Below are 18,483 nucleotides of genomic sequence, written 5' to 3'. Positions count from 1 at the left end.
TCTTAATTTGATTAAAATGTACTTATATACTTACACTTATCCCTATTAGCTTACTAAGCTTCTTGTACATTATAACAAACACAAAACAGTGTAATTTTCTAATTACACTGTTTCTTTGCACTTACACTCTAATTATTTAAGACCTAGCCTGTTCATCTTTTGATAAAGTAATGGTCTAGAAATTTTAAGGTATTTGGCTGCCTTTGTCTTGTTTCCATGAAACATTTCAAGAACTTCTTTTAATAGTTTTGTTTCTGCTTCTCTCTTGATTGCTTCAATTGGATTTTCGTACTTGGTTAACATGCTAAATTTAAAGAAATCACTCTTTAAGTTGCTACCAAAATGTTCAATTTTCAATTTATTCCCCTCTACATAATTTATGGCTTTTTCAATAACATTATGTAGTTCTCTGACGTTTCCAGGCCAATTATATTGGCATAGATATTCATATACTTTTTTGTCTACCTCCGTTACATTTTTCCCAAGTTCTAAGTTTAACTGTTCTAGTTTAGCCGTCACTAATTCTGGTAAGTCCTCTAAACGCTCTCTTAATGGTGGTACATTTATGGTAAAAACATTGAGTCTATAGAATAAGTCTTCTCTAAACCCTCTATTTTTTATCAATTCTTGCAAGTCCTTATTTGTGGCTGCAATAATTCTTACGTTTATTGGGATGCTTTTTTCACCCCCTACTCTATCTAATTCCTTTTCTTGAAGAACACGTAATATTTTTGGCTGAAGGGTTAAGGGCATCTCACTTATTTCATCAAGAAAAATAGTTCCTCCATTAGCTAATTCAAATTTTCCCTTTTTTCCTCCTTTTTTAGCTCCAGTAAAAGCACCCTCCTCATAACCGAACAGTTCTGATTCTGCTAATGACTCTGGAAAGCTAGCTGTATTTACTTTAATAAAATCTTGAAAACTTCTACCACTTAAATTATGTATGGAATGGGCTACAAGTTCTTTGCCCGTCCCCGTTTCCCCATTTATTAATACAGTTGAACTTGTGTTTGAGGCATATTTTATCTGACGCCGTAATTCTTTGGTTTTTTCAGACGAACCAATAATATTATCTATTGAATACTTTGTTCTCCATAATTTTCTGAACTCCTCACGATAATATTTTAATTCCTCATCCAATAATGAAGTGTATTTACCAATAAATTCTTCTAATGAACTAAAATCCTGGATCATATCATATTCCAGTACTCCTACAATCTTCCCATCCCTATTTAATTGAACCTGTGTGCTTACACTCATCCTTCCCTCATGAAAGTAAAAATCAGTATTGAAAACTTTATCCCCTTGTAACAACTCCATCATTTTTGAAGGGGGAAAGACCTCATTAACAGATTTATTTAGAGATTTCTTTAAATCTACTTTAATATATTCGGCACACTGTTGATTCATATAAGTTACTTTGCCATCAGTATTAATAATCATTAATCCCAATATATTTTCTAAAAAAAATTTATAATCATCACATTTAAACATACTCTACACCAACCCTTTTTATAAAGTTTGAATTTCACAACTCTCAAGTTTTAAAAGACAATCATTTGTACCCCTAGTTTTAGTTCATTCTACTAATCTAGAGTATTAATCTCAAAACTTAGTCTAAATAAAAAGGCTGTTTTTAAAAAATATTTTATTATTGGATGTATACTTAAATTGCTATCTTTAAAGATTAATTCCTCTATATGAATACTCTAGTTCTATAATTTTACTTTATATTGTTTATTCGATATAAAATTCCCCATTCCTCCTTAAAATATTATTGTTTCCTATGAGGATGGTCTACCATCAAACGCTTATTTGTAGATTCTAATTCCCTTGTCCTTTTTTCAACTAGTTTCTCTATATCTTGGTTCATATTACATGTTTCCCTAAACATTTTATCATTTTGAACAACTAAATTTTTAGGATTTTACTCTTCTTTTGTAATTTGTGAAATAATTTTAAAAGAAGCAGAAAAAATTTCTACTCCTTTCTTGCAATCCCTATAAAAAATTTGAAAAACTTCTTCTTATTCTTTGTTTATAGCAATTTATTCTTTGTCTAATTTGCCTAATTCTTTACATTTCATTATCCACGATCTACATCGTACAATGCTTTACGAACAAGTATTGGTCCAATAAGTTCAAAAACAACTACGGCTGCAAGAACCACTGGCATAATTGTATCCGGTGCAAAAATCGGTTTTTGTTCAGCGATAATAGCTAAACCAATAGCCACACCAGCCTGAGGGGTTAGAGCTCTTCCTAGATTACGCTTCCAACTTATTGGAAAAAGTGTTAGTGCAGTTCCTACACGACTACCCACCAATTTCGCAAAAAAACGTGCAATGATATATATCAATCCAATTTGCCCTACCACTGGAAGAACTGATAAATCCAGTTTTGCCCCTGCTAAGGTGAGAAAAATAAGTAAAATGGGGTCCTCAACATTCATAAGTGATCTGCTAATACGATGGGGGTTTCGAGAAAAATTGATATAAACGGTACCAGCTGTAATTGCCGCTAGTAAGGCAGGTGTATCCCATTGATTCGATAATCCTACTGTTATTAGGACTGCACCTAGAACGGATACTAAAATACGGGTATCACTTTTAGCCTTATGGGATGTAACTACTAAAAATACCCCTGCGACTATTCCCAACAGTAATGCAATCCCTATATTCCGTCCAGCCATCACAATAGCAGGCGTGCTTGCTGTATCAGTTGCAGCTAAACCCGCTTGCATAAAACTAATAACAATGCCAAAAAGTGTAATGGCGAACAAATTGTCCAAAGCTACTACTGACAAGAGCACTTTACTGAAGTCCCCCTTTGTAGGAGTTTCCCGAATGCAGGCAATAATAGCTCCTGGAGCTGTAGCAATGCTAATCACCCCAAAGACGAGGGCATATCGAAACGGTAAACCAAACAAATATAACGAACCAAATACAAGACTTAAGGTCAAAAGAGCCTCCACCATAAAAACTTTGGTTGCATCTTTAGCTAACTTACGCATTGTTCCCCAATGGAGTTCGGCACCAATGGAAAGAGCAATAACACCTAAAGCCAGTTCATTAATCGGGGTAAGTGCATACATTACATCCGTACTAACTAGGCGCATAACAGAAGGTCCAACAAGGATTCCTGCCAATAGATTGCCTGTTACCGATGGAAGCTTAACGCTACGAGCTAATTTCCCTCCAGCAGCTCCAGCTAAAAAAATAATTCCAACAGCTAAAGAAATATTCATGACAATTACTCATCCCCCTCTATCTTAACCAAACCTTTGCAAAAATCGATGGGAAGTGTCATTACAATACCTGTATCGGGTTTATTCAAATCACCAACAATTCTTTCAATGGCATCAATTGCTTTTTTTAGGCATTCTTGGGAATGAATAACAGCAAAAATTGTTTTATTGTATGCAGGTTCCTGCCCAAACTCAGCAAATCTAGAAAAAAACGGAACATGATGCGCCATAATATGTGCCATTCCCATGCTGTCCATCACTGTTGCTCCCTTAACGTCGACTTTATACAACTCATCTAGGATGTCAGTAATGTGATCTGGATTGTTTATAATTGCAATTAATAAACGCATCTACCAATACCTCCTCTTTATGTATTATAAATTTTTTAGTACTCATAAAGTGCTCTGTAAAAAGCATATCATTTTTTCACATAAGCATCAAATAAATAATTATGTTGTTCTGTTAATTTGTTCATTATTATCATACTTTACATGTTGTTTTCCACCTAGTTTTAAGAATGGAAATAGGGCTGATAGTCAGTCACGGTTATTATTACTCATTACCTTTTCTCTTTGTACAGTTTAAGAACATTATCTGATTCTATTGTATTAACAAGTTTCATATTAATCGTAAAACATTATTAGACAAAATCACAAGAATTTAGTTTTTTCAATACTTCATCCAAGGTAGCTACCTTGGATTCTAATAGAGAGTTTGTTTATTCTAAATATAACTGACATCTTTCCAATTTTTCTGGAAAATGATTATAGAAAACATCTATTGGGATGGAAAAGAGTTACAAGGCAATATTAATGAAAAAAGTAGATTTCCTAAATCTTTGATTTGGTATCATTCACTTTCATAGACTATAAATTACAAGACCAAGGAATGTATAAAAATTCCTTGGTCTCATTTATGTACACTTTACAGAAGAAAGGTGGTTTAAAGTCCTGCTTTTATCCTCTCCACACTCTCTACTCTCATCAATAAATTTAATAGAACCTAAAATTATTTTCAACCTTAGGCTCTGCTCTATGCTTTTTTAAAAAATCAATATTTTTTAAAAAACTGTATTCTATTATTTGCTTACGACAACCTATATGTTTTAAGATTCTACTTCCCAACCTACCGAATTGATTCCTGACTCTAAACCAATCTTATTGGCTATTTTCTCAAGGGTTCCATGGTTTTTCATTACACTCGTTACTCTAGCAATGACTTCTACAGTCTCAGTTCCTATGATGTCTTCACTTTCTAGATTTGCAAGCATAATATCCTCTCCCTAGAGCATATGGATTAAGAGGGCACGGATTTGAAATTCTACCTTGTCTGAACATACTACCCTGAGGCTATAGATTGTTTCAAATCCTCCCCTAGATGTAGGATGGTTTTCAATTGCATGGACAACATGTCGTAAATATATATTTGCTATTGATATGAATATCATACCAATTACTGCTTCTATTATAAATCCTGTACTAGTTAGTACCCCTATGGCAGCAGAACACCATAATGTAGCAGCTGTATTAAGCCCTCTGCCATTCAGTCCGCCTCTAATAATTACCCCAGCTCCTAAAAAACCTATTCCTCAAACAACCTGGGCTGCCATTCTAGTGGGGCTACCTTCTCCTTCAATCATCATAGATACTGTCAGAAATAAAAAGGCACCTAATGCCACTAATACATTTGTTCTTATTCCAGCCATCCGTTGTCTTTTCTATCTTTCAACTCCAATAGCACCACCTAAAATAAAAGCTATTGTAATTTGTATAATAAAATTTATAAAAAACATTTTTCCACCTTCCTCTACATAGATGTCCTAAGGAGTTTATTAACACCTGTAGATACATGCTTAATAAAGCTGCACTGCCTTACAGAATAAATACTTTTATTGTAGGCATCCTGGCGTATAATTTCTGCATTATTTATAGCATGCACCTTTGCTGTTGATTCCATTACTTTATATTGAGAAATATGTTTTAACAGTAGAGAGTGTTTTTCTCCTCCTAAACTTTCAAATACCTGTAGCATCCTTTTTTTGTAGGTGTTTAAAAATATGTATTAGTTTAATAATGCCTATTTCATTAATTAACTGTTTTAACGCCTTCATATCACGCTTTTTCAAAATTCTTAATAAATCTCCTCTGAAAATAGTCATGGGTATCCCTCCTAAATAGCCTATTATGTTTAAAGGTCCTATATTTTTATCTGGAGGAACTATTTACTATATTGTATAGATGAATCACTAGTGTCTAGTATACCCATCACTCCCTTCAGCGTTTTTTTCAATTTAAAAAGGAGTAACTCCAAAACAAGAAGTTACCCACAAATATAGTTTAACTCAATGTATAAAGATAAGTGCTATATATACCATAAGTTGATGTTCCTGCTGGTTTGAGCCTCAGCACTAAATGACGTAGATTCATCTGAATCAGCTATCTTAAGCAGACCTTAATCCGATCCTACCTGCTTTACCCATTGGCGTCTCTCGACATTTTTGGACAATAGCCTATGTTCATTTAGGAGCCTCATCTAACAAGTTCTCTATTTATATTTATACAATTTCTATAAAAGATAGCCAAGAAACTGTGTTACTAAAACAAAGTAAATCAATAATCCTGATATATCTTTAATGGTTGTAATAATTGGGTCTGCTCCAGCAGCTTGGTCAATACCTAATTTAAATAGTGCATAGGGAATAAAAAAACCTAATGCTGTTGCCAAAGTCATGGTAATTGCCAATGCTAATCCAACTGCAATCCCTAACTCAGGAATACCTTGCCATACAGATGCAATAATTCCTGTTACAACACCCACTAATACCCCCATACTTAACCCAACAAATGTTTCTTTACCTAGATGCTTTAAGAATTTCTTTGTATTGATATGACCTAGTATTAAACCACGGGCAAAAATGGTAGAAGACTGAGTTCCTGCATTACCACCCATATCCATAATAACTGGAATAAAGATAGCAACAGCTGCAATAGCTTCTAATGCTTCCTCAAAGGATTCTATGACCACTCCGGCCATTAATCCTCCAAGCATTGTAATAATTAAAAAGGGTAGACGTACCTTCCAAATTTGAAGTACAGATCCATTTACTAATCTCTCACTACGATCCGACTCTTTCCTATTTAAGTCAGCTAAGCCTGCTTTATCAAAAATATCCTCTGTTGTTTCTTCTTCAAGAATATCCATTGCATCATCAATTGTAATGATTCCCACCAATCTATTTTCCTTATCCACAACAGGCAAAGCCAATAAGTCCAGTTCCTGTAATGTACGGGCTACTTCCTCTTGATCTGTATCAGTTGCTACTTTAATCACCTTTTTATGCATAATATCTTCAAGTTTTATTTCGGGAGATGCCATGACTAGTTCCCTTAAGGAAAGTACACCTTCTAGCTTTCTGCTATCATCAGTAATGTAAATAGTGTAGATGGTTTCTTTATCCTGGGCATGAATTCTTATGTTTTCTAATGCTTCAGAAGCTGTATAACTTCTTTTTAGTCTTACATATTCTGTTGTCATAATTCTCCCAGCGGTTTCTTCTTCGTATCCCATAAGTAGAGCAGTTTCTTTCCGCTCTTCAGGAGAAAGAGAGGCTATTAATTTTTTTGTTACCTTTGCAGGTAATTCATCCAATAATCTAACACGGTCATCTGGTGCTAGTTCAGAGATCATTTCTATAACCTTATCCTCTGTGAAGGAAGATAATAGTTTTTGTTGTAGTTGAGTATCTAATTGTTCAAATACCAATAACGCTTTATCTTTAGATAACAGTCGATATACAATAGCTTGCTCCTCTGAAGATAATTCCCTCATCACATCAAATAGTTCAATGGTTTCTGCTTCACTTAGTAATTTTTTTAATGACTCCGTATCTCTGTTTTCCAGGTGAGCCCAAATGGTTGTTTTGATGTGAAGGACATTCCATGCAAGTATTTATAGTTTCAATTAAACTTTCTCCTTTCACTAAACCGTTGATTTTTCTTATATGAACCGTAGCTTGACTTAACCGAACAGGTAATTTATTTAAATTTAGAGTTGTTATAATTGTAAGGAATGCTTGTACCTACTACTACATCTTCAATTTTTTCAATGATTAACCAGTCATCCATATTACTTTGATGATGAAATTCTAAAGCATCAATTTCCCTAACATCTTTAAATTCAACTAAACATAAGCATTTTTTATGCCATCTCTTTTTTTGTTTGTCAGATAAATTCAATTTACTTTGGTTATCCTCTAATATTTTCACAATTTCATTTTCTGCTAATTTAACATGGTTTTGAACACCCGCAACTGTAGCCATAGTAGAAATTTTCTTTGTTCCTTTTTTCATAAAGTATAATGTTTCGCCTTCAAAAACTCTACTGTGAGGAATTTTTCTTCCTGCTGCTCCTCTTATAATCATGGTTTTTGTACCATCAATAATTTTTTCCAAAACCTTTTCTTTGTCGTCACAATATACTAAATGTACCATCCTTAAATTACCCCCCTTGTGTATTATATAAAATATTTCTTGAAGATTTCATCTTGTTCAATATTTTTATTATTATTTTTCCTACCACTGCCACCCTTCAGTAGGGATGGTATATAACGTCCTAGTATTTGCGACGTCCCTGAACTGGACTCACTTGACCTTGCCCTCTAGTGGAGCTTTGCTCCCAGTGAAGGGATGTGGTGCCTTGACCTTTCTCTAAAAGCGTGCTACAAGCACCCTCGCCCAAAAAACATTGTTATAGGATGTGTTGATGCTTTTTACCCCTATAATCCTCGCCTAATATAAAGAACACATCTTAATTCGAAAACATGGGTCGGCGTAGTTTATTTATGTCTAAGTATTATTGGATATCTGTCCTCCATTTTATCAATTATAAAAAAATCATCTTCAAAATATATTACTCCCTCAATTCCAGTGAAGTCTGCCATAATTCTTTGTATAGTTATATCAAGAATGATTTCTTCGTCTTTAACAAATACCAATTTATGAAAAATATCATCGTCTAATGGGTGTTCTCCAAAGTAAGTTTTTTCAATTAAATATCCAATATAAGTATTATGAGTAGTCCACTCCTTACCTACTATTTTTTGCATTTCTGTTTTGCTGGTATATGGGTAAATAATAAATGCTTTATCCCAATCAAAGGGTGTCAAATCTTTCATATGAAATGATGTATCTTCTTGAATAGTCGTTATCAATTTATCCTTAAACTCATTTAGATATAGGTTATTAACTTTCATCATTCTAAAATTCATATAGCTAGATAGAATTAACAATGAGATAATTAGGAAAATCATTAGTAATAATTTCTTCTTTTTCATTTTACCCTCCGAACTATAAAATAACATTTGATGTTAGTATATAAGTATTTATGTACATATATCTATAGATACTTCATAAATAGCTTCTCAAATAATTTATCTTTATTTTCAACGTCTTTTTCTAAACGAGACCCCAAAAACAGCCTCGATATCATCATTGCCTATAACGTTTTGGGGCTTAGCAATGCCGGACTTTCCCTAAACACTCGCTTTCCGGTATCTGCTAAGCCTCTGTTATGTGAAGGGCTGATTATCTACACTCTTTACTTGAAGCTGTACCCTTGTTTAACAACCCTTTGAAGATGAATTGACCTCCATCATTGAATAATATCTTGCCATTCTTTATCATCATTGGGATTGGTATTGTATTGAATATAAATATAAAACTATTAATAATACCGAAAATATAAAAATAGAAATATGTTCCTAGATTAGTTTTGGCATTAAGTAATGCACCCACCCCTTCAAACCCATTTTGAAAAACCCATAGTGAACTATGCACAACGCTTTTAAGAATATATGGTATCAATGATGCAATGCTTCCGATCAAGAGAAAATCATAACTTGAGTAATAAATTACTCCAAATGCCATTACAGCTATAGCTAAATTAAAGATAATACCGCCTAAGTGAACGAGAGCTCTTTGCAGAACATTGAAACTATCATAATTAGTTTTTTCTTTTCCTCCAACATATCCAAATGGAACTAAAAATTTATTTATTACTATACTTAAATCCCCTACTTTAAACCTACGAAGTTCATTTCCAATCCCCAAATAAATATTATTGAATTCTTTTATTCCAACCATCCTTGGCATCACACAATGTCCAATTTCGTGTATGAAAACACTTAAATAAAAAATTCCTATGATAACTAATATATCTCCCAACATCTCTTTTTCTCCTTTGCAGCCGATATCTATGTACAGCCTTTTACATAACTCTTGCATCCACGAATACAACTTCGTTTTCTATACTTATATGTATGCATTTACGAACCTTGTTTCGTAAATATCTGCTTATAACTGCACCTTTTTATTTAATATTGCACCCTAACTTTCGCAGCAAGACAGGAATTAAACGTCTACTAGAAGCTAGCTAACTAAAATGTAATAAGCTGAGAAATATTAGGTTGATAAAATATCTTGCTACTTCTCAACATCAACCGTCTCCCGACACCTAGGGAAATTAGGGCAGCCGTAAAACTCTTTTCCCTTATTTTCACCTTTGCTTACTGTCCGCTTTACCATAGGTATTCCACATTTAGGGCATATAGGTATTGTTAGTTCCTCTCCACTGATGCTTTCAGCAGTCTCTGCAGCTTTAATATCTATGCCATTCAGCACCTTATCAAGGCTTTCCTTAACCTCTGAAAAGGTGTAGCTCACTCTATTTTTAAATCTCAACAAAGGAAGATTGCTTGTCTCAAAAACCTCTTCAACAAAATTATCCCTCTCAATACGAGATTGTTTTTGATGGGAGGTGTCGTCTAATTCTATTCCACAGATAGGTTGCAGGTTGTCAGTTCTACATAGTAAGAAGTCTACATGCTTGCGATCTATTTTATTGTGGTATGTTGAAAATCCCCCTCTATCTCTGGTTTTTACAAAGAATATTTCTTTCAATCCAACCTTTGGACAAATTAGTATTTCTTCTCCTACAGCTTGTCTCAAAACTTTATAAAAAGATAGTTCAGATGGGGATAGAAAGTCATCTCTCTTAGCATAAGGTAATTTTTCTTTTTCTATATTAGGTAGTTCTTGACACTCCTCATGTTGTTTTCCAGTAAGTTTTAAGAATGGGAATAACACTGATAGACAACCACTGTTATTGTTACTCATAGCCCGTCCTCCTTTATACAATTAGAAAATAGAACCTAATTCTATTGTACTAATTAGTTCCATATTATTCCATAATTCTGTAAGATTTCTCATTTTTATCGTTCACCCTTATTCGACAAAATCTGCAGTCTTTAACCTCCTCAATATCTCCTCTAAGGTAGCTAACCGTTGATTTTGAGGGAGATTATTGATTGTAAGCATGGCTATTTTAGCAACTGTATCGGTTGTCAGATTTTCTAGTTCATCTGGGTTAGGTTTATTCACTACTACTTTAATTTTCTTTCTCCTAAGAAGTTCCTTAGTCGCATTTATGTGAACATAGCAGAAGCTATCTCTATGGCAGATAGAGTAATTGTGCTTTCTAATAGACCATCTTCTATTAAAAATATTCATAATATAGCTCTAACCTGCGCAGATGGAAAGCGTACACCTCTAAAGTGTCGTGAGGCCCCTGAGTTTAGGCATTATTTCAATAAAATATGGAAGGAGCTAGATATTTATGTTAAATAATAACCTTGAAAGCCCTCAGCACTCCTCCAGCCATATTGAATATTTAAAAAGTATAAAACAGTATAGAATAAAAATAAAGTTATCTCAAGTAGGCGTTTTAGTAGGATTTCTATTATTATGGGAAATAGCTGCCACCCTACGTTGGATCGATCCTTTTTTCACCAGTAAACCTTCGGCTATTTTTACTTTAATTCTTAATTTGATAGAGGATGGTTCCCTCTTTAAACATACAGCTATTTCAGTTTTTGAAGCTGTTATGGGTTTTATTATAGGAACCATACTGGGAACGATCATTGCCATCATGCTATGGTGGTCTGACTTTATAGCTAAAGTATTGGACCCCTATTTGGTTGTCCTAAATGCCCTGCCTAAGATAGCCCTTGGACCTATTATTATCATTTGGGCTGGTGCGGGGATGCGGGGTATTATCGTAACTGCATTGGCAATTTCACTTGTCGTTACAATCTTAGCTACTTATAATGGTTTTAAAGAAGTCGATGAAGAAAAGATTAAGATGCTGAAGACCTTTGGGGCCAATAAATATCAAGTATTACAGAAGGTTGTTCTTCCAGCTAGTGTCCCTACCATGATTAATACTATGAAAATTAACATCGGTATGTCCTGGGTAGGTGTTATTGTAGGGGAATTCTTGGTTTCTAAGGCTGGCTTAGGTTATTTGATCGTTTATGGTGGTCAGGTATTTAGATTAGACATCGTTATGGCGGGAGTTATTATTCTTGCTATTGCAACTGCCTTAATGTACCAGTTAATTGTATGGCTGGAAAATATATTTTTAAAATGGAGACAATAAAAGTATAAAGTATAAAATAGCAGCTTCTCTCCTAAGGGAGGGGCTGCTATTTTATATCTTATCTTTATTTTTTTATTAATTCTGTTAGCTTCTCCTGTATATAATCCACTAAAGGGGTGTCTCCAATGGTCACCTTGTTTTCCTCATATAGATCTGCCTTAACTCTAAAAAAGTTGATGACTAATTTGTTGTCAGCAATTAAATATTCATCATGATGCCCAGGGATAAATAGGACTTCCAGTTCTTCATCCTTTGATTGGAGACTTTGATTATTTAATTTTTCAATAATGCCATCCAAATTCAAAGTTTTCAATGGTGCTATCATCATGTTGGTATATTCTAGGTCTTCTAGCATCCACATATTATTGTTCCAAAATTTTCTTTCCTTCCTGCTTTCGCTATTAAGGATTTCTCTGTTGGATATGGCACTAAGTACTTTTCTTACAGACTCTTTGTTAAACTCATCATCATAGATATAGGCCATTTCTGGTAGTTCAGCCATATTGATGATATAGCTCTCTCCTACCTTTTCCTTCTCGCTGGTTGCTTGCCAATAATAGAGCATGCCTTCTATAATATTTAACTTTACTTTTATTCTTTTAATCATATCAGCACTCCCTTAAAGTAATATAGATATATTTCTTATTTTTTCAATAACTCTATACCCTTTTCTGTGAATTTGATTTCTCCTTCTTTTAATAATTTTCCTACTGCCCTCTTAAAGGCTCGTTTACTCATATTTAATTCATCTTTTATTTTATCTGGATCACTATTATCATCCAATGGCAGACTTCCACCTTGGGCCTTCATTTTTTCTAAAATGTAGTCTGCATCTTCCCCCATTTGTTTATAGGCTTTTTCCTTTAAGCTTAAATCCAGCTTCCCATCTTCTTTTACCTTTGTTACTCTACCTTCTATTTGGTCACCAGGCTTATAATTCCCTATGAATTCCTTTTGAGGTATTAAACCATGATATTTGTTATCTACTGCTACGAATGCACCTATTTCTCTATGTATACTGTAAATGGTTCCTTGTACTCTGTCGTCTACTTGATAAGGAGATTCACTGCTGAGGAATTGATATATATCCATAGTTCCACATAATCTGTCACTTTTATCTATATACAAACCTACTAAACATTCCTTATCTTTATAAACCCTACCAATTTGTTCTTTAAAGGGTAGCAATAAATCCTTTTCTAAGCCCCAGTCTAAAAATGCTCCTATTTTTGTGGTTTCCACTACCCTTAGCAGCCCTATTTCTCCAAGGGTTATCTTAGGTTTTTCGGTTGTGGCAATTATTCTATCTTCAGAATCTTTATAAACAAATACTTCTATTTCATCCCCTACTGCAATTCCTTCAGGTACTTGTTTCTTTGGTAATAGAATATTGTCATCTCTTTTGTTATCCTTTGAGTTTAAATAAACTCCAAAGGAAGTGGTTTTAACCACCTGGAGTGTTTGCATTACGCCTAAATCTATCATGCTTGACCTTCTTTCTTTTATCATATTTATTTCTTATGTAGCTATATCCCTAAAAAATCATCCTATTAGTTGATATTCTTTCCAAATAAAGGACTTTATTTATACAGTAAAATTTTGGCATGTAATTTAAAGGGTTTTTATTTCTCTATCATTTTACCACACTATTACAAAGACATCACCTTCTTTGATATAGTGTTTTTCAATAAATCAACTGGATTTGTCTCCCAAGGTTAAATAGTTTTATTAAAGAATACTTTGTTTGTTACGTATATCCTCTATCTCTTATGATTACACCAGGGGTTCCAGTTCTTCTAATCTCAATATTGAAAAAGCACCTACAAACTTCTCTGTAGATGCTTTTTTATAGGGTACAATTCAATAAAAAATTAAGTTTTTTATCCAATCATATATCTCATGATTTGATGACTTCTCTTAATAAAGTTTGTCATGGCTTCAGGAGAAAGGGACTTATGACTTAATACTGCTAAATCATATACCTGTTGAGCAATCAAATCCACTGCTTCTGTCTTCTCTTCACCCCGTTCTAAAATATATTGAACAAGAGGGTGTTTTTTATTCAGTACAAGGGTTTCTTCACTTCCCATCATGCCAGCATTTAATTCCCCCATACTGTACATTTTCATCATTTCCTGCATTCTTCTGCTCTCTTCTGACAGAATAATCATTCCTGCAACATCCTCAGACTTCAAGCTTTCAAGCTGGATTTGACAATCCTCTTTATTTAAAGCATTTTTGAAAACCTTCGTCAGAATATCCCTTTCCTTTGTGGCTGTTTCTTCATCAGGGGCCTCATCCATATCTTTTATTACCTCTGAGATGTTTGAATCCACTCGTTTAAAGCTGATATCATTCTTTTTCATCTCAAGGTGGGATATAAAGGCGGAATCAATACCATGATCTAAAACAACAGCTTCTATCCCATGGGCCTGCATCATTTGAATATACTGGGCCTGTTGAACAGTATCTGTAACATAGTAGACTTCCTTGTTTAGTTTTCCATCATGCTTTTCAAAATACTCTTCAAGGGTTACATATTGCTGTTGTGTGGTCTTATATAGAATAATAGATTCTATTTTTTCATAAAATTTGTTATCTTTTATGAGACCGTATTTAACAAAGGGACTAATATCATCCCAGAATTTTTGGAAGTTTTCTCGTTCTGATTTAAAGAGGCTGTTTAATTTATCTGCTACCTTCTTAGTAATGTAATCAGAAATTTTCCTTACGAAACCATCATTTTGTAGAAAACTCCTAGACACATTTAGGGGTAGATCAGGGCAATCTATAATTCCCTTTAGAAGCAGTAAAAATTCTGGTATAGCTTCTTTAATGTTATCAGCTACAAAAACCTGGCTGTTGTATAGCTTAATCTGTCCCTCCATAGTATCAAACTGTGTGTTCAATTTAGGGAAGTAAAGAATCCCCTTCAAGTTAAAGGGATAGTCCATATTGAGATGAATCCAAAAAAGTGGTTCTCGAAAATCCTTAAAGGTTTTTTGGTAAAATTCCTTGTACTCTTCATCTGTACAACTATTTGGCTGTTTTGTATATAGTGGTAATGTGTCATTTAAAGCTTTAGGTTCAGTAATAATGATATTGCCTTCCCCATCCTTTTCTGGCTCTTTATCGGCTATGTCAAAATAAATGGGGTAGGGCATAAAGGAACAGTATTTTTCTATGGTGGATTTCACAGTATATTCATTTAAGAAGGTTTCTCCCTGCTGTCCTAGGTGAAGGGTAATCTCTGTACCTCTTTCCCTTCTATTACTATCCTCCATCTCAAACTCTATACCACCATCACAACACCATTTAACGGCCCCAGCCTCGTTTTTATAGGATAAAGTATCGATTTCTACAATGTCTGCCACCATAAAGGCAGAATAAAAACCAAGACCAAAATGACCGATAATTTGGTCGGCATCTCCCTTATCCTTATAGGTCTTAAGAAAATCTTCCGCCCCGGAAAAAGCAATCTGATTAATATATTTCTTTACTTCCTCCTCCGTCATACCAATACCATTATCGATGAACTTTAAGGTTCTTGCTGTTTTATCTAGGATAACCTTCACCTGAAAATCTGTTTTGCCATCTAAGTCGGCCTCTCCTAGACTATTTAATCTTTTTAGCTTGGTAATAGCATCACAAGCATTGGAAATTAACTCTCTAATGAAGATATCATGATCTGAATACAGCCACTTTTTAATAATAGGAAAAATATTCTCACTGTGGATCGACAAATTTCCTTTTTCTTTACTCATAAATACCCTCCTTAATGATTTAATATTATGTAGATATTTAAAAATTTAAAGGACTATCATCCTTTGTACAAATCTATCATACAATTATATGAATTTACAGTCAATAGAAAAATTAGCACTCCCTGTGATAGAGTGCTAATTTTTAAATTTTTAACTTTATAACTTTAATAAATAGTTTTTACTCCCCTTCCATCACTAATTTTTCTAGCTTTAATGGCTCAATATATTGACCATCCTTATAGGCCCTCATGTTTCCTCCAGAAATTTCATCGATTAAAACAATTTCGTTGTTTTCCTTCAAGCGCCCAAACTCAAACTTAATATCATATAACTCAATAGATTTTTTAGCTAATTCTTCCTTTACTATATCTCCTATCCTTTGGGTAAGGGCTTTTAATGTTTTGTACTCTTCCTTTGACAATATACCCAGCATGTCCAGCCCATCCTCAGTAATAGGGGGGTCCTGCCGTTCATCATCCTTAAGGGTAACCTCCACAAATCTATCTAATGACTGTCCTTCTTCTACATACATACCATAACGGCGTAAAAAGCTTCCTACTGCCCTATAGCGACAGATTACCTCCATCCCCTTGCCAAACACCGTTGCTGTTTTCACCGTCATAGTTGCCTCTTCAACGTTTGCATCAACATAATGGGTAGGTATTCCTTTTTCTTTTAGGATTTCAAAAAAGAATTTTGTTAATCTAAGACCGGCCTTACCAGCACCTTCAATCGTTAGACCGACGGTATTGGCTCCTGGATCAAATACACCATTTTCTCCCGTAACATCATCCTTAAATCTAAGTAAATAGTTTCCATCCTCCAAAGCATATATATCCTTTGTTTTTCCCTGATAAATTAGCTTCATTTCATCTAGCTCCTTTGGGTTATAATTTTTAATCATATTATACATCATTGACTCAAGTTTTCAACCTTGTAGGTGGGTTACCTATAGGTTTTTTCTATAGTCCACCCTTTATTTACTGTAAATGACTTGAGCCTGCCCTGTTTTTTCCATAGCTATTAATTTTCCTTATAGGGTTATATTATTTTAGTATATAGCAATTTTCTATAAATCATTTTCTTTCTTCTTTAGTAGTGGATACTCGTTCTAATTAGGTGGGCTTTTTCATCCTTTAGGTTATACATCTCTAGTTGCAGGTCACTGAAATTCCCTTTCTTTGTTATTAAAATAATATCTCCTTCATCCAAGATCATACTATTATCTATTGAAATTTTTAATTTTACTTGTCCCTTTACACAATAGATAGCTTCAACATTTTGTGAAAATTCCTCTCTGCTATGGAAGGACATACTATTGGATTGATTTCCTTCAAGGTGTATAGCCTCCAATTCACCTTCACAGCCCTCACCCATCATTAAATTAAAATCCAACACTTTTCGTTGTCCAGCTTCCGCTAAATCTATCTTGGTCAAATGGTTTTAAAATACTTTTATGATGGCCTTGATGTTGTAGCAGGAGTTCTCCTTCAATAATCATAAGAACCCTCTGAATGTTGGGGAGTGGTGTGAAAACAGATTCCTCTACTTCAACCCTTGCTGAGCTTAAGCGCCATGTGAAGTTTCCTTCATTACTATAGATAGCATCCTTAGGATAAATTGCAAGCTGAGTTGTAGTTCCTCCTGACCAACGATTGGTTTGAAGCTGATGTTTTTTAATCAATTCAATTTCATAAGTCATATTCATCAATGCCTTTCTTTATTTATAATTTTGTATTTAGAGATTTTTAATGCCACTTTTTTTATTCTATATTTTTCAAAAGATTCCTTTTACCCAGTCTCTACTTTATTAAAAAATCTCCACAAAACTACTAATTATTAGTTTTGTGGAGATTTTTAGTTATTATTCTTAACTTAATTGCCTTAGATAATATTTTAATTTATTAAAAACTGTGTTGTCATCATTGAAGTCCCTTAATATAGATTAGTTAACCACCGACAATACTTTTCACTTTCCAATGCATTGTATTCTCTTGGAGGTTATTCTCTAATAATTTATGTAGTATAGGATAAGTTTTGTGAAAAATATATGGATCTATTTCCTTTCCCGCCAGCTGCTCCATCACTTCTAAGGTGTTCTCTATTTTAAAAGGTCTATAAATTCTAGGTTGGGTCATAGCCTCAAACATGTCTGCTATCTTTATAATTCTACTATGTAATGGAATTCTTTTCTTAGCCATTTTATCAGGATAGCCTGTGCCGTCCCAATTTTCATGGTGATGCCTTATTACTTGTGCAATTTTTATCGTCTCCTCATCTAAGTTCCTAATACTTAAATATAACTCCTCTGAATAAATGGGATGTTTCATCATAATTTTCCACTCTTCTGTAGATAATCTTCCTGTTTTATACAAAATAGATTCAGGAATTTTACTTTTACCAATATCATGATATAGGGCTTCTTCGTGGAGTCTTAGTTTTTCATTATGACATAGCTTCATCACATCAGCCATCTTTATAGCAATATTGGCAACATTATTGGAATGCACAAGTATCTCTAAAGAAAAGTCATGCTTCACTAAATTAAGATAAGTAGATTTTTTCAAATTTATCATTATACTAATGATCCTCCTATGCTAATCTCTAAAGCAATTTAAAAATTTAAAAGCAGCCAAACAGTTGGCTGCTTTATTGCACAATAATTAATCTTATAAGCAAATGAATAACTTAAAAATTAACTCTTTGGCAACCTGGCAACCATTGGAATTTATCCATTAGGCCCATAGCTTTGCGTCCTTATCTTTCAATAAGTTTGCTATTATCAGAATTCTAATCTATTCAGTTCCCATAAATTATACAGTAGATCCCAATACCTACCCATTATGAATTAATAGTAGGTCTTAATCCTCACGTATTCTAGTATATAGTAACTACACTATATAGTAAAGGATAAATTTTGTATTTCTTGTAAATTTTACAAATTTCTACATAGTAAAAACCATCCTTTTTGAGGGGATGA

Annotated in this window: 20 protein-coding genes, 1 pseudogene and 2 riboswitches; of the genes and pseudogenes, 1 reads left to right on the top strand and 20 read right to left on the bottom strand. The window is 33.8% G+C overall.

Annotation, left to right across the window (positions count from 1 at the left end):
* Nucleotides 1-132: 132 nt before the first annotated feature.
* The 13 genes and pseudogenes from BLS22_RS03935 to BLS22_RS15015 all read right to left on the bottom strand — a co-directional run bounded on the left by BLS22_RS03935 (nucleotide 133) and on the right by BLS22_RS15015 (nucleotide 10,811).
* On the bottom strand, nucleotides 133-1,494 hold the full coding sequence (locus BLS22_RS03935) for a sigma-54 interaction domain-containing protein (protein WP_090550600.1): 1,362 nt from the start codon (nucleotides 1,492-1,494) through the stop codon (nucleotides 133-135).
* Nucleotides 1,495-2,085: 591 nt separating this feature from the next.
* The gene (locus BLS22_RS03930; protein ID WP_090550597.1) at nucleotides 2,086-3,246 is read right to left on the bottom strand and encodes a cation:proton antiporter; all 1,161 of its coding nucleotides are present in this window, start codon (nucleotides 3,244-3,246) and stop codon (nucleotides 2,086-2,088) included.
* A gap of 5 nt (nucleotides 3,247-3,251) precedes the next feature.
* Nucleotides 3,252-3,596, bottom strand: a complete 345-nt coding sequence (locus BLS22_RS03925; RefSeq protein WP_090550594.1) for a hypothetical protein — start codon at nucleotides 3,594-3,596, stop codon at nucleotides 3,252-3,254.
* 755 nt (nucleotides 3,597-4,351) lie between these two features.
* Entirely contained in the window at nucleotides 4,352-4,516 is a 165-nt protein-coding gene (locus BLS22_RS15025) for a hypothetical protein (protein ID WP_176762047.1), read from the bottom strand.
* A gap of 12 nt (nucleotides 4,517-4,528) precedes the next feature.
* Nucleotides 4,529-4,951: pseudogene (locus BLS22_RS03920) on the bottom strand (MgtC/SapB family protein).
* A 101-nt stretch (nucleotides 4,952-5,052) separates the two neighbouring features.
* A complete protein-coding gene (locus tag BLS22_RS03910) occupies nucleotides 5,053-5,277 on the bottom strand; it encodes a hypothetical protein (RefSeq protein WP_090550586.1) in 225 nt (74 codons plus the stop codon).
* Entirely contained in the window at nucleotides 5,261-5,404 is a 144-nt protein-coding gene (locus BLS22_RS15020; RefSeq protein WP_176762046.1) for a hypothetical protein, read from the bottom strand. The genes BLS22_RS03910 and BLS22_RS15020 overlap by 17 nt, the downstream gene beginning before the upstream one ends.
* A 220-nt stretch (nucleotides 5,405-5,624) precedes the next feature.
* Nucleotides 5,625-5,793: riboswitch (M-box (ykoK) riboswitch) on the bottom strand.
* An 18-nt stretch (nucleotides 5,794-5,811) separates the two neighbouring features.
* Nucleotides 5,812-7,146, bottom strand: a complete 1,335-nt coding sequence (gene mgtE / locus BLS22_RS03905; protein WP_244269471.1) for a magnesium transporter — start codon at nucleotides 7,144-7,146, stop codon at nucleotides 5,812-5,814.
* Nucleotides 7,147-7,280: 134 nt separating this feature from the next.
* Entirely contained in the window at nucleotides 7,281-7,736 is a 456-nt protein-coding gene (locus BLS22_RS03900; protein WP_090550581.1) for a hypothetical protein, read from the bottom strand.
* 344 nt (nucleotides 7,737-8,080) lie between these two features.
* The gene (locus tag BLS22_RS03895; protein WP_090550578.1) at nucleotides 8,081-8,578 is read right to left on the bottom strand and encodes a hypothetical protein; all 498 of its coding nucleotides are present in this window, start codon (nucleotides 8,576-8,578) and stop codon (nucleotides 8,081-8,083) included.
* A gap of 250 nt (nucleotides 8,579-8,828) precedes the next feature.
* Nucleotides 8,829-9,470, bottom strand: a complete 642-nt coding sequence (locus tag BLS22_RS03890) for a M50 family metallopeptidase (protein ID WP_176762045.1) — start codon at nucleotides 9,468-9,470, stop codon at nucleotides 8,829-8,831.
* A gap of 255 nt (nucleotides 9,471-9,725) precedes the next feature.
* Nucleotides 9,726-10,418 carry a DUF2726 domain-containing protein gene (locus tag BLS22_RS03885; protein WP_090550573.1) on the bottom strand — a complete coding sequence of 231 codons (693 nt, stop codon included), beginning with the start codon at nucleotides 10,416-10,418 and terminating at the stop codon, nucleotides 9,726-9,728.
* 108 nt (nucleotides 10,419-10,526) lie between these two features.
* Entirely contained in the window at nucleotides 10,527-10,811 is a 285-nt protein-coding gene (locus BLS22_RS15015; RefSeq protein WP_176762044.1) for a hypothetical protein, read from the bottom strand.
* Between the two features lie 106 nt (nucleotides 10,812-10,917).
* Here BLS22_RS15015 and BLS22_RS03875 point away from each other — a divergent pair, with 106 nt between their 5' ends.
* Complete coding sequence (locus BLS22_RS03875; RefSeq protein ID WP_090550567.1) at nucleotides 10,918-11,739, top strand: ABC transporter permease; 822 nt, start codon at nucleotides 10,918-10,920, stop codon at nucleotides 11,737-11,739.
* A gap of 64 nt (nucleotides 11,740-11,803) precedes the next feature.
* Here BLS22_RS03875 and BLS22_RS03870 read toward each other — a convergent pair whose 3' ends face one another.
* From BLS22_RS03870 to BLS22_RS03840, 7 genes are all read right to left on the bottom strand, one after another.
* Entirely contained in the window at nucleotides 11,804-12,346 is a 543-nt protein-coding gene (locus tag BLS22_RS03870) for a TDE2712 family protein (protein WP_090550565.1), read from the bottom strand.
* Nucleotides 12,347-12,381: 35 nt separating this feature from the next.
* Entirely contained in the window at nucleotides 12,382-13,224 is an 843-nt protein-coding gene (locus BLS22_RS03865; RefSeq protein ID WP_090550562.1) for a CvfB family protein, read from the bottom strand.
* 395 nt (nucleotides 13,225-13,619) lie between these two features.
* Nucleotides 13,620-15,503 carry a molecular chaperone HtpG gene (gene htpG, locus BLS22_RS03860; RefSeq protein WP_090550558.1) on the bottom strand — a complete coding sequence of 628 codons (1,884 nt, stop codon included), beginning with the start codon at nucleotides 15,501-15,503 and terminating at the stop codon, nucleotides 13,620-13,622.
* Nucleotides 15,504-15,681: 178 nt separating this feature from the next.
* Complete coding sequence (locus tag BLS22_RS03855) at nucleotides 15,682-16,371, bottom strand: phosphoribosylaminoimidazolesuccinocarboxamide synthase (protein WP_090551604.1); 690 nt, start codon at nucleotides 16,369-16,371, stop codon at nucleotides 15,682-15,684.
* A 224-nt stretch (nucleotides 16,372-16,595) separates the two neighbouring features.
* Complete coding sequence (locus BLS22_RS03850; RefSeq protein ID WP_090550556.1) at nucleotides 16,596-16,901, bottom strand: cupin domain-containing protein; 306 nt, start codon at nucleotides 16,899-16,901, stop codon at nucleotides 16,596-16,598.
* Complete coding sequence (locus tag BLS22_RS03845) at nucleotides 16,888-17,211, bottom strand: HutD family protein (protein WP_090550552.1); 324 nt, start codon at nucleotides 17,209-17,211, stop codon at nucleotides 16,888-16,890. The genes BLS22_RS03850 and BLS22_RS03845 overlap by 14 nt, the downstream gene beginning before the upstream one ends.
* Before the next feature lie 241 nt (nucleotides 17,212-17,452).
* Nucleotides 17,453-18,079 carry an HD-GYP domain-containing protein gene (locus BLS22_RS03840; protein ID WP_090550550.1) on the bottom strand — a complete coding sequence of 209 codons (627 nt, stop codon included), beginning with the start codon at nucleotides 18,077-18,079 and terminating at the stop codon, nucleotides 17,453-17,455.
* Nucleotides 18,080-18,205: 126 nt separating this feature from the next.
* Nucleotides 18,206-18,291: riboswitch (cyclic di-GMP riboswitch) on the bottom strand.
* Nucleotides 18,292-18,483 lie beyond the last annotated feature (192 nt).

This window comes from Natronincola ferrireducens, assembly GCF_900100845.1.
In the GTDB taxonomy this organism is placed as follows: Bacteria; Bacillota; Clostridia; order Peptostreptococcales; family Natronincolaceae; genus Natronincola_B; species Natronincola_B ferrireducens.
Note: the sequence above shows the minus strand (reverse complement) of the source record. Positions and strands in the feature narration are given on the sequence as shown.

Coding starts and splice junctions, on each gene's coding strand:
- BLS22_RS03935 (WP_090550600.1), bottom strand. CDS start 1,494: ATGTTTAAATGTGATGATTATAAATTTTTTTTAGAAAATATATTGGGA.
- BLS22_RS03930 (WP_090550597.1), bottom strand. CDS start 3,246: ATGAATATTTCTTTAGCTGTTGGAATTATTTTTTTAGCTGGAGCTGCT.
- BLS22_RS03925 (WP_090550594.1), bottom strand. CDS start 3,596: ATGCGTTTATTAATTGCAATTATAAACAATCCAGATCACATTACTGAC.
- BLS22_RS15025 (WP_176762047.1), bottom strand. CDS start 4,516: ATGCTTGCAAATCTAGAAAGTGAAGACATCATAGGAACTGAGACTGTA.
- BLS22_RS03910 (WP_090550586.1), bottom strand. CDS start 5,277: ATGCTACAGGTATTTGAAAGTTTAGGAGGAGAAAAACACTCTCTACTG.
- BLS22_RS15020 (WP_176762046.1), bottom strand. CDS start 5,404: ATGACTATTTTCAGAGGAGATTTATTAAGAATTTTGAAAAAGCGTGAT.
- BLS22_RS03900 (WP_090550581.1), bottom strand. CDS start 7,736: ATGGTACATTTAGTATATTGTGACGACAAAGAAAAGGTTTTGGAAAAA.
- BLS22_RS03895 (WP_090550578.1), bottom strand. CDS start 8,578: ATGAAAAAGAAGAAATTATTACTAATGATTTTCCTAATTATCTCATTG.
- BLS22_RS03890 (WP_176762045.1), bottom strand. CDS start 9,470: ATGTTGGGAGATATATTAGTTATCATAGGAATTTTTTATTTAAGTGTT.
- BLS22_RS03885 (WP_090550573.1), bottom strand. CDS start 10,418: ATGAGTAACAATAACAGTGGTTGTCTATCAGTGTTATTCCCATTCTTA.
- BLS22_RS15015 (WP_176762044.1), bottom strand. CDS start 10,811: ATGAATATTTTTAATAGAAGATGGTCTATTAGAAAGCACAATTACTCT.
- BLS22_RS03875 (WP_090550567.1), top strand. CDS start 10,918: ATGTTAAATAATAACCTTGAAAGCCCTCAGCACTCCTCCAGCCATATT.
- BLS22_RS03870 (WP_090550565.1), bottom strand. CDS start 12,346: ATGATTAAAAGAATAAAAGTAAAGTTAAATATTATAGAAGGCATGCTC.
- BLS22_RS03865 (WP_090550562.1), bottom strand. CDS start 13,224: ATGATAGATTTAGGCGTAATGCAAACACTCCAGGTGGTTAAAACCACT.
- htpG (WP_090550558.1), bottom strand. CDS start 15,503: ATGAGTAAAGAAAAAGGAAATTTGTCGATCCACAGTGAGAATATTTTT.
- BLS22_RS03855 (WP_090551604.1), bottom strand. CDS start 16,371: ATGAAGCTAATTTATCAGGGAAAAACAAAGGATATATATGCTTTGGAG.
- BLS22_RS03845 (WP_090550552.1), bottom strand. CDS start 17,211: ATGAATATGACTTATGAAATTGAATTGATTAAAAAACATCAGCTTCAA.
- BLS22_RS03840 (WP_090550550.1), bottom strand. CDS start 18,079: ATGATAAATTTGAAAAAATCTACTTATCTTAATTTAGTGAAGCATGAC.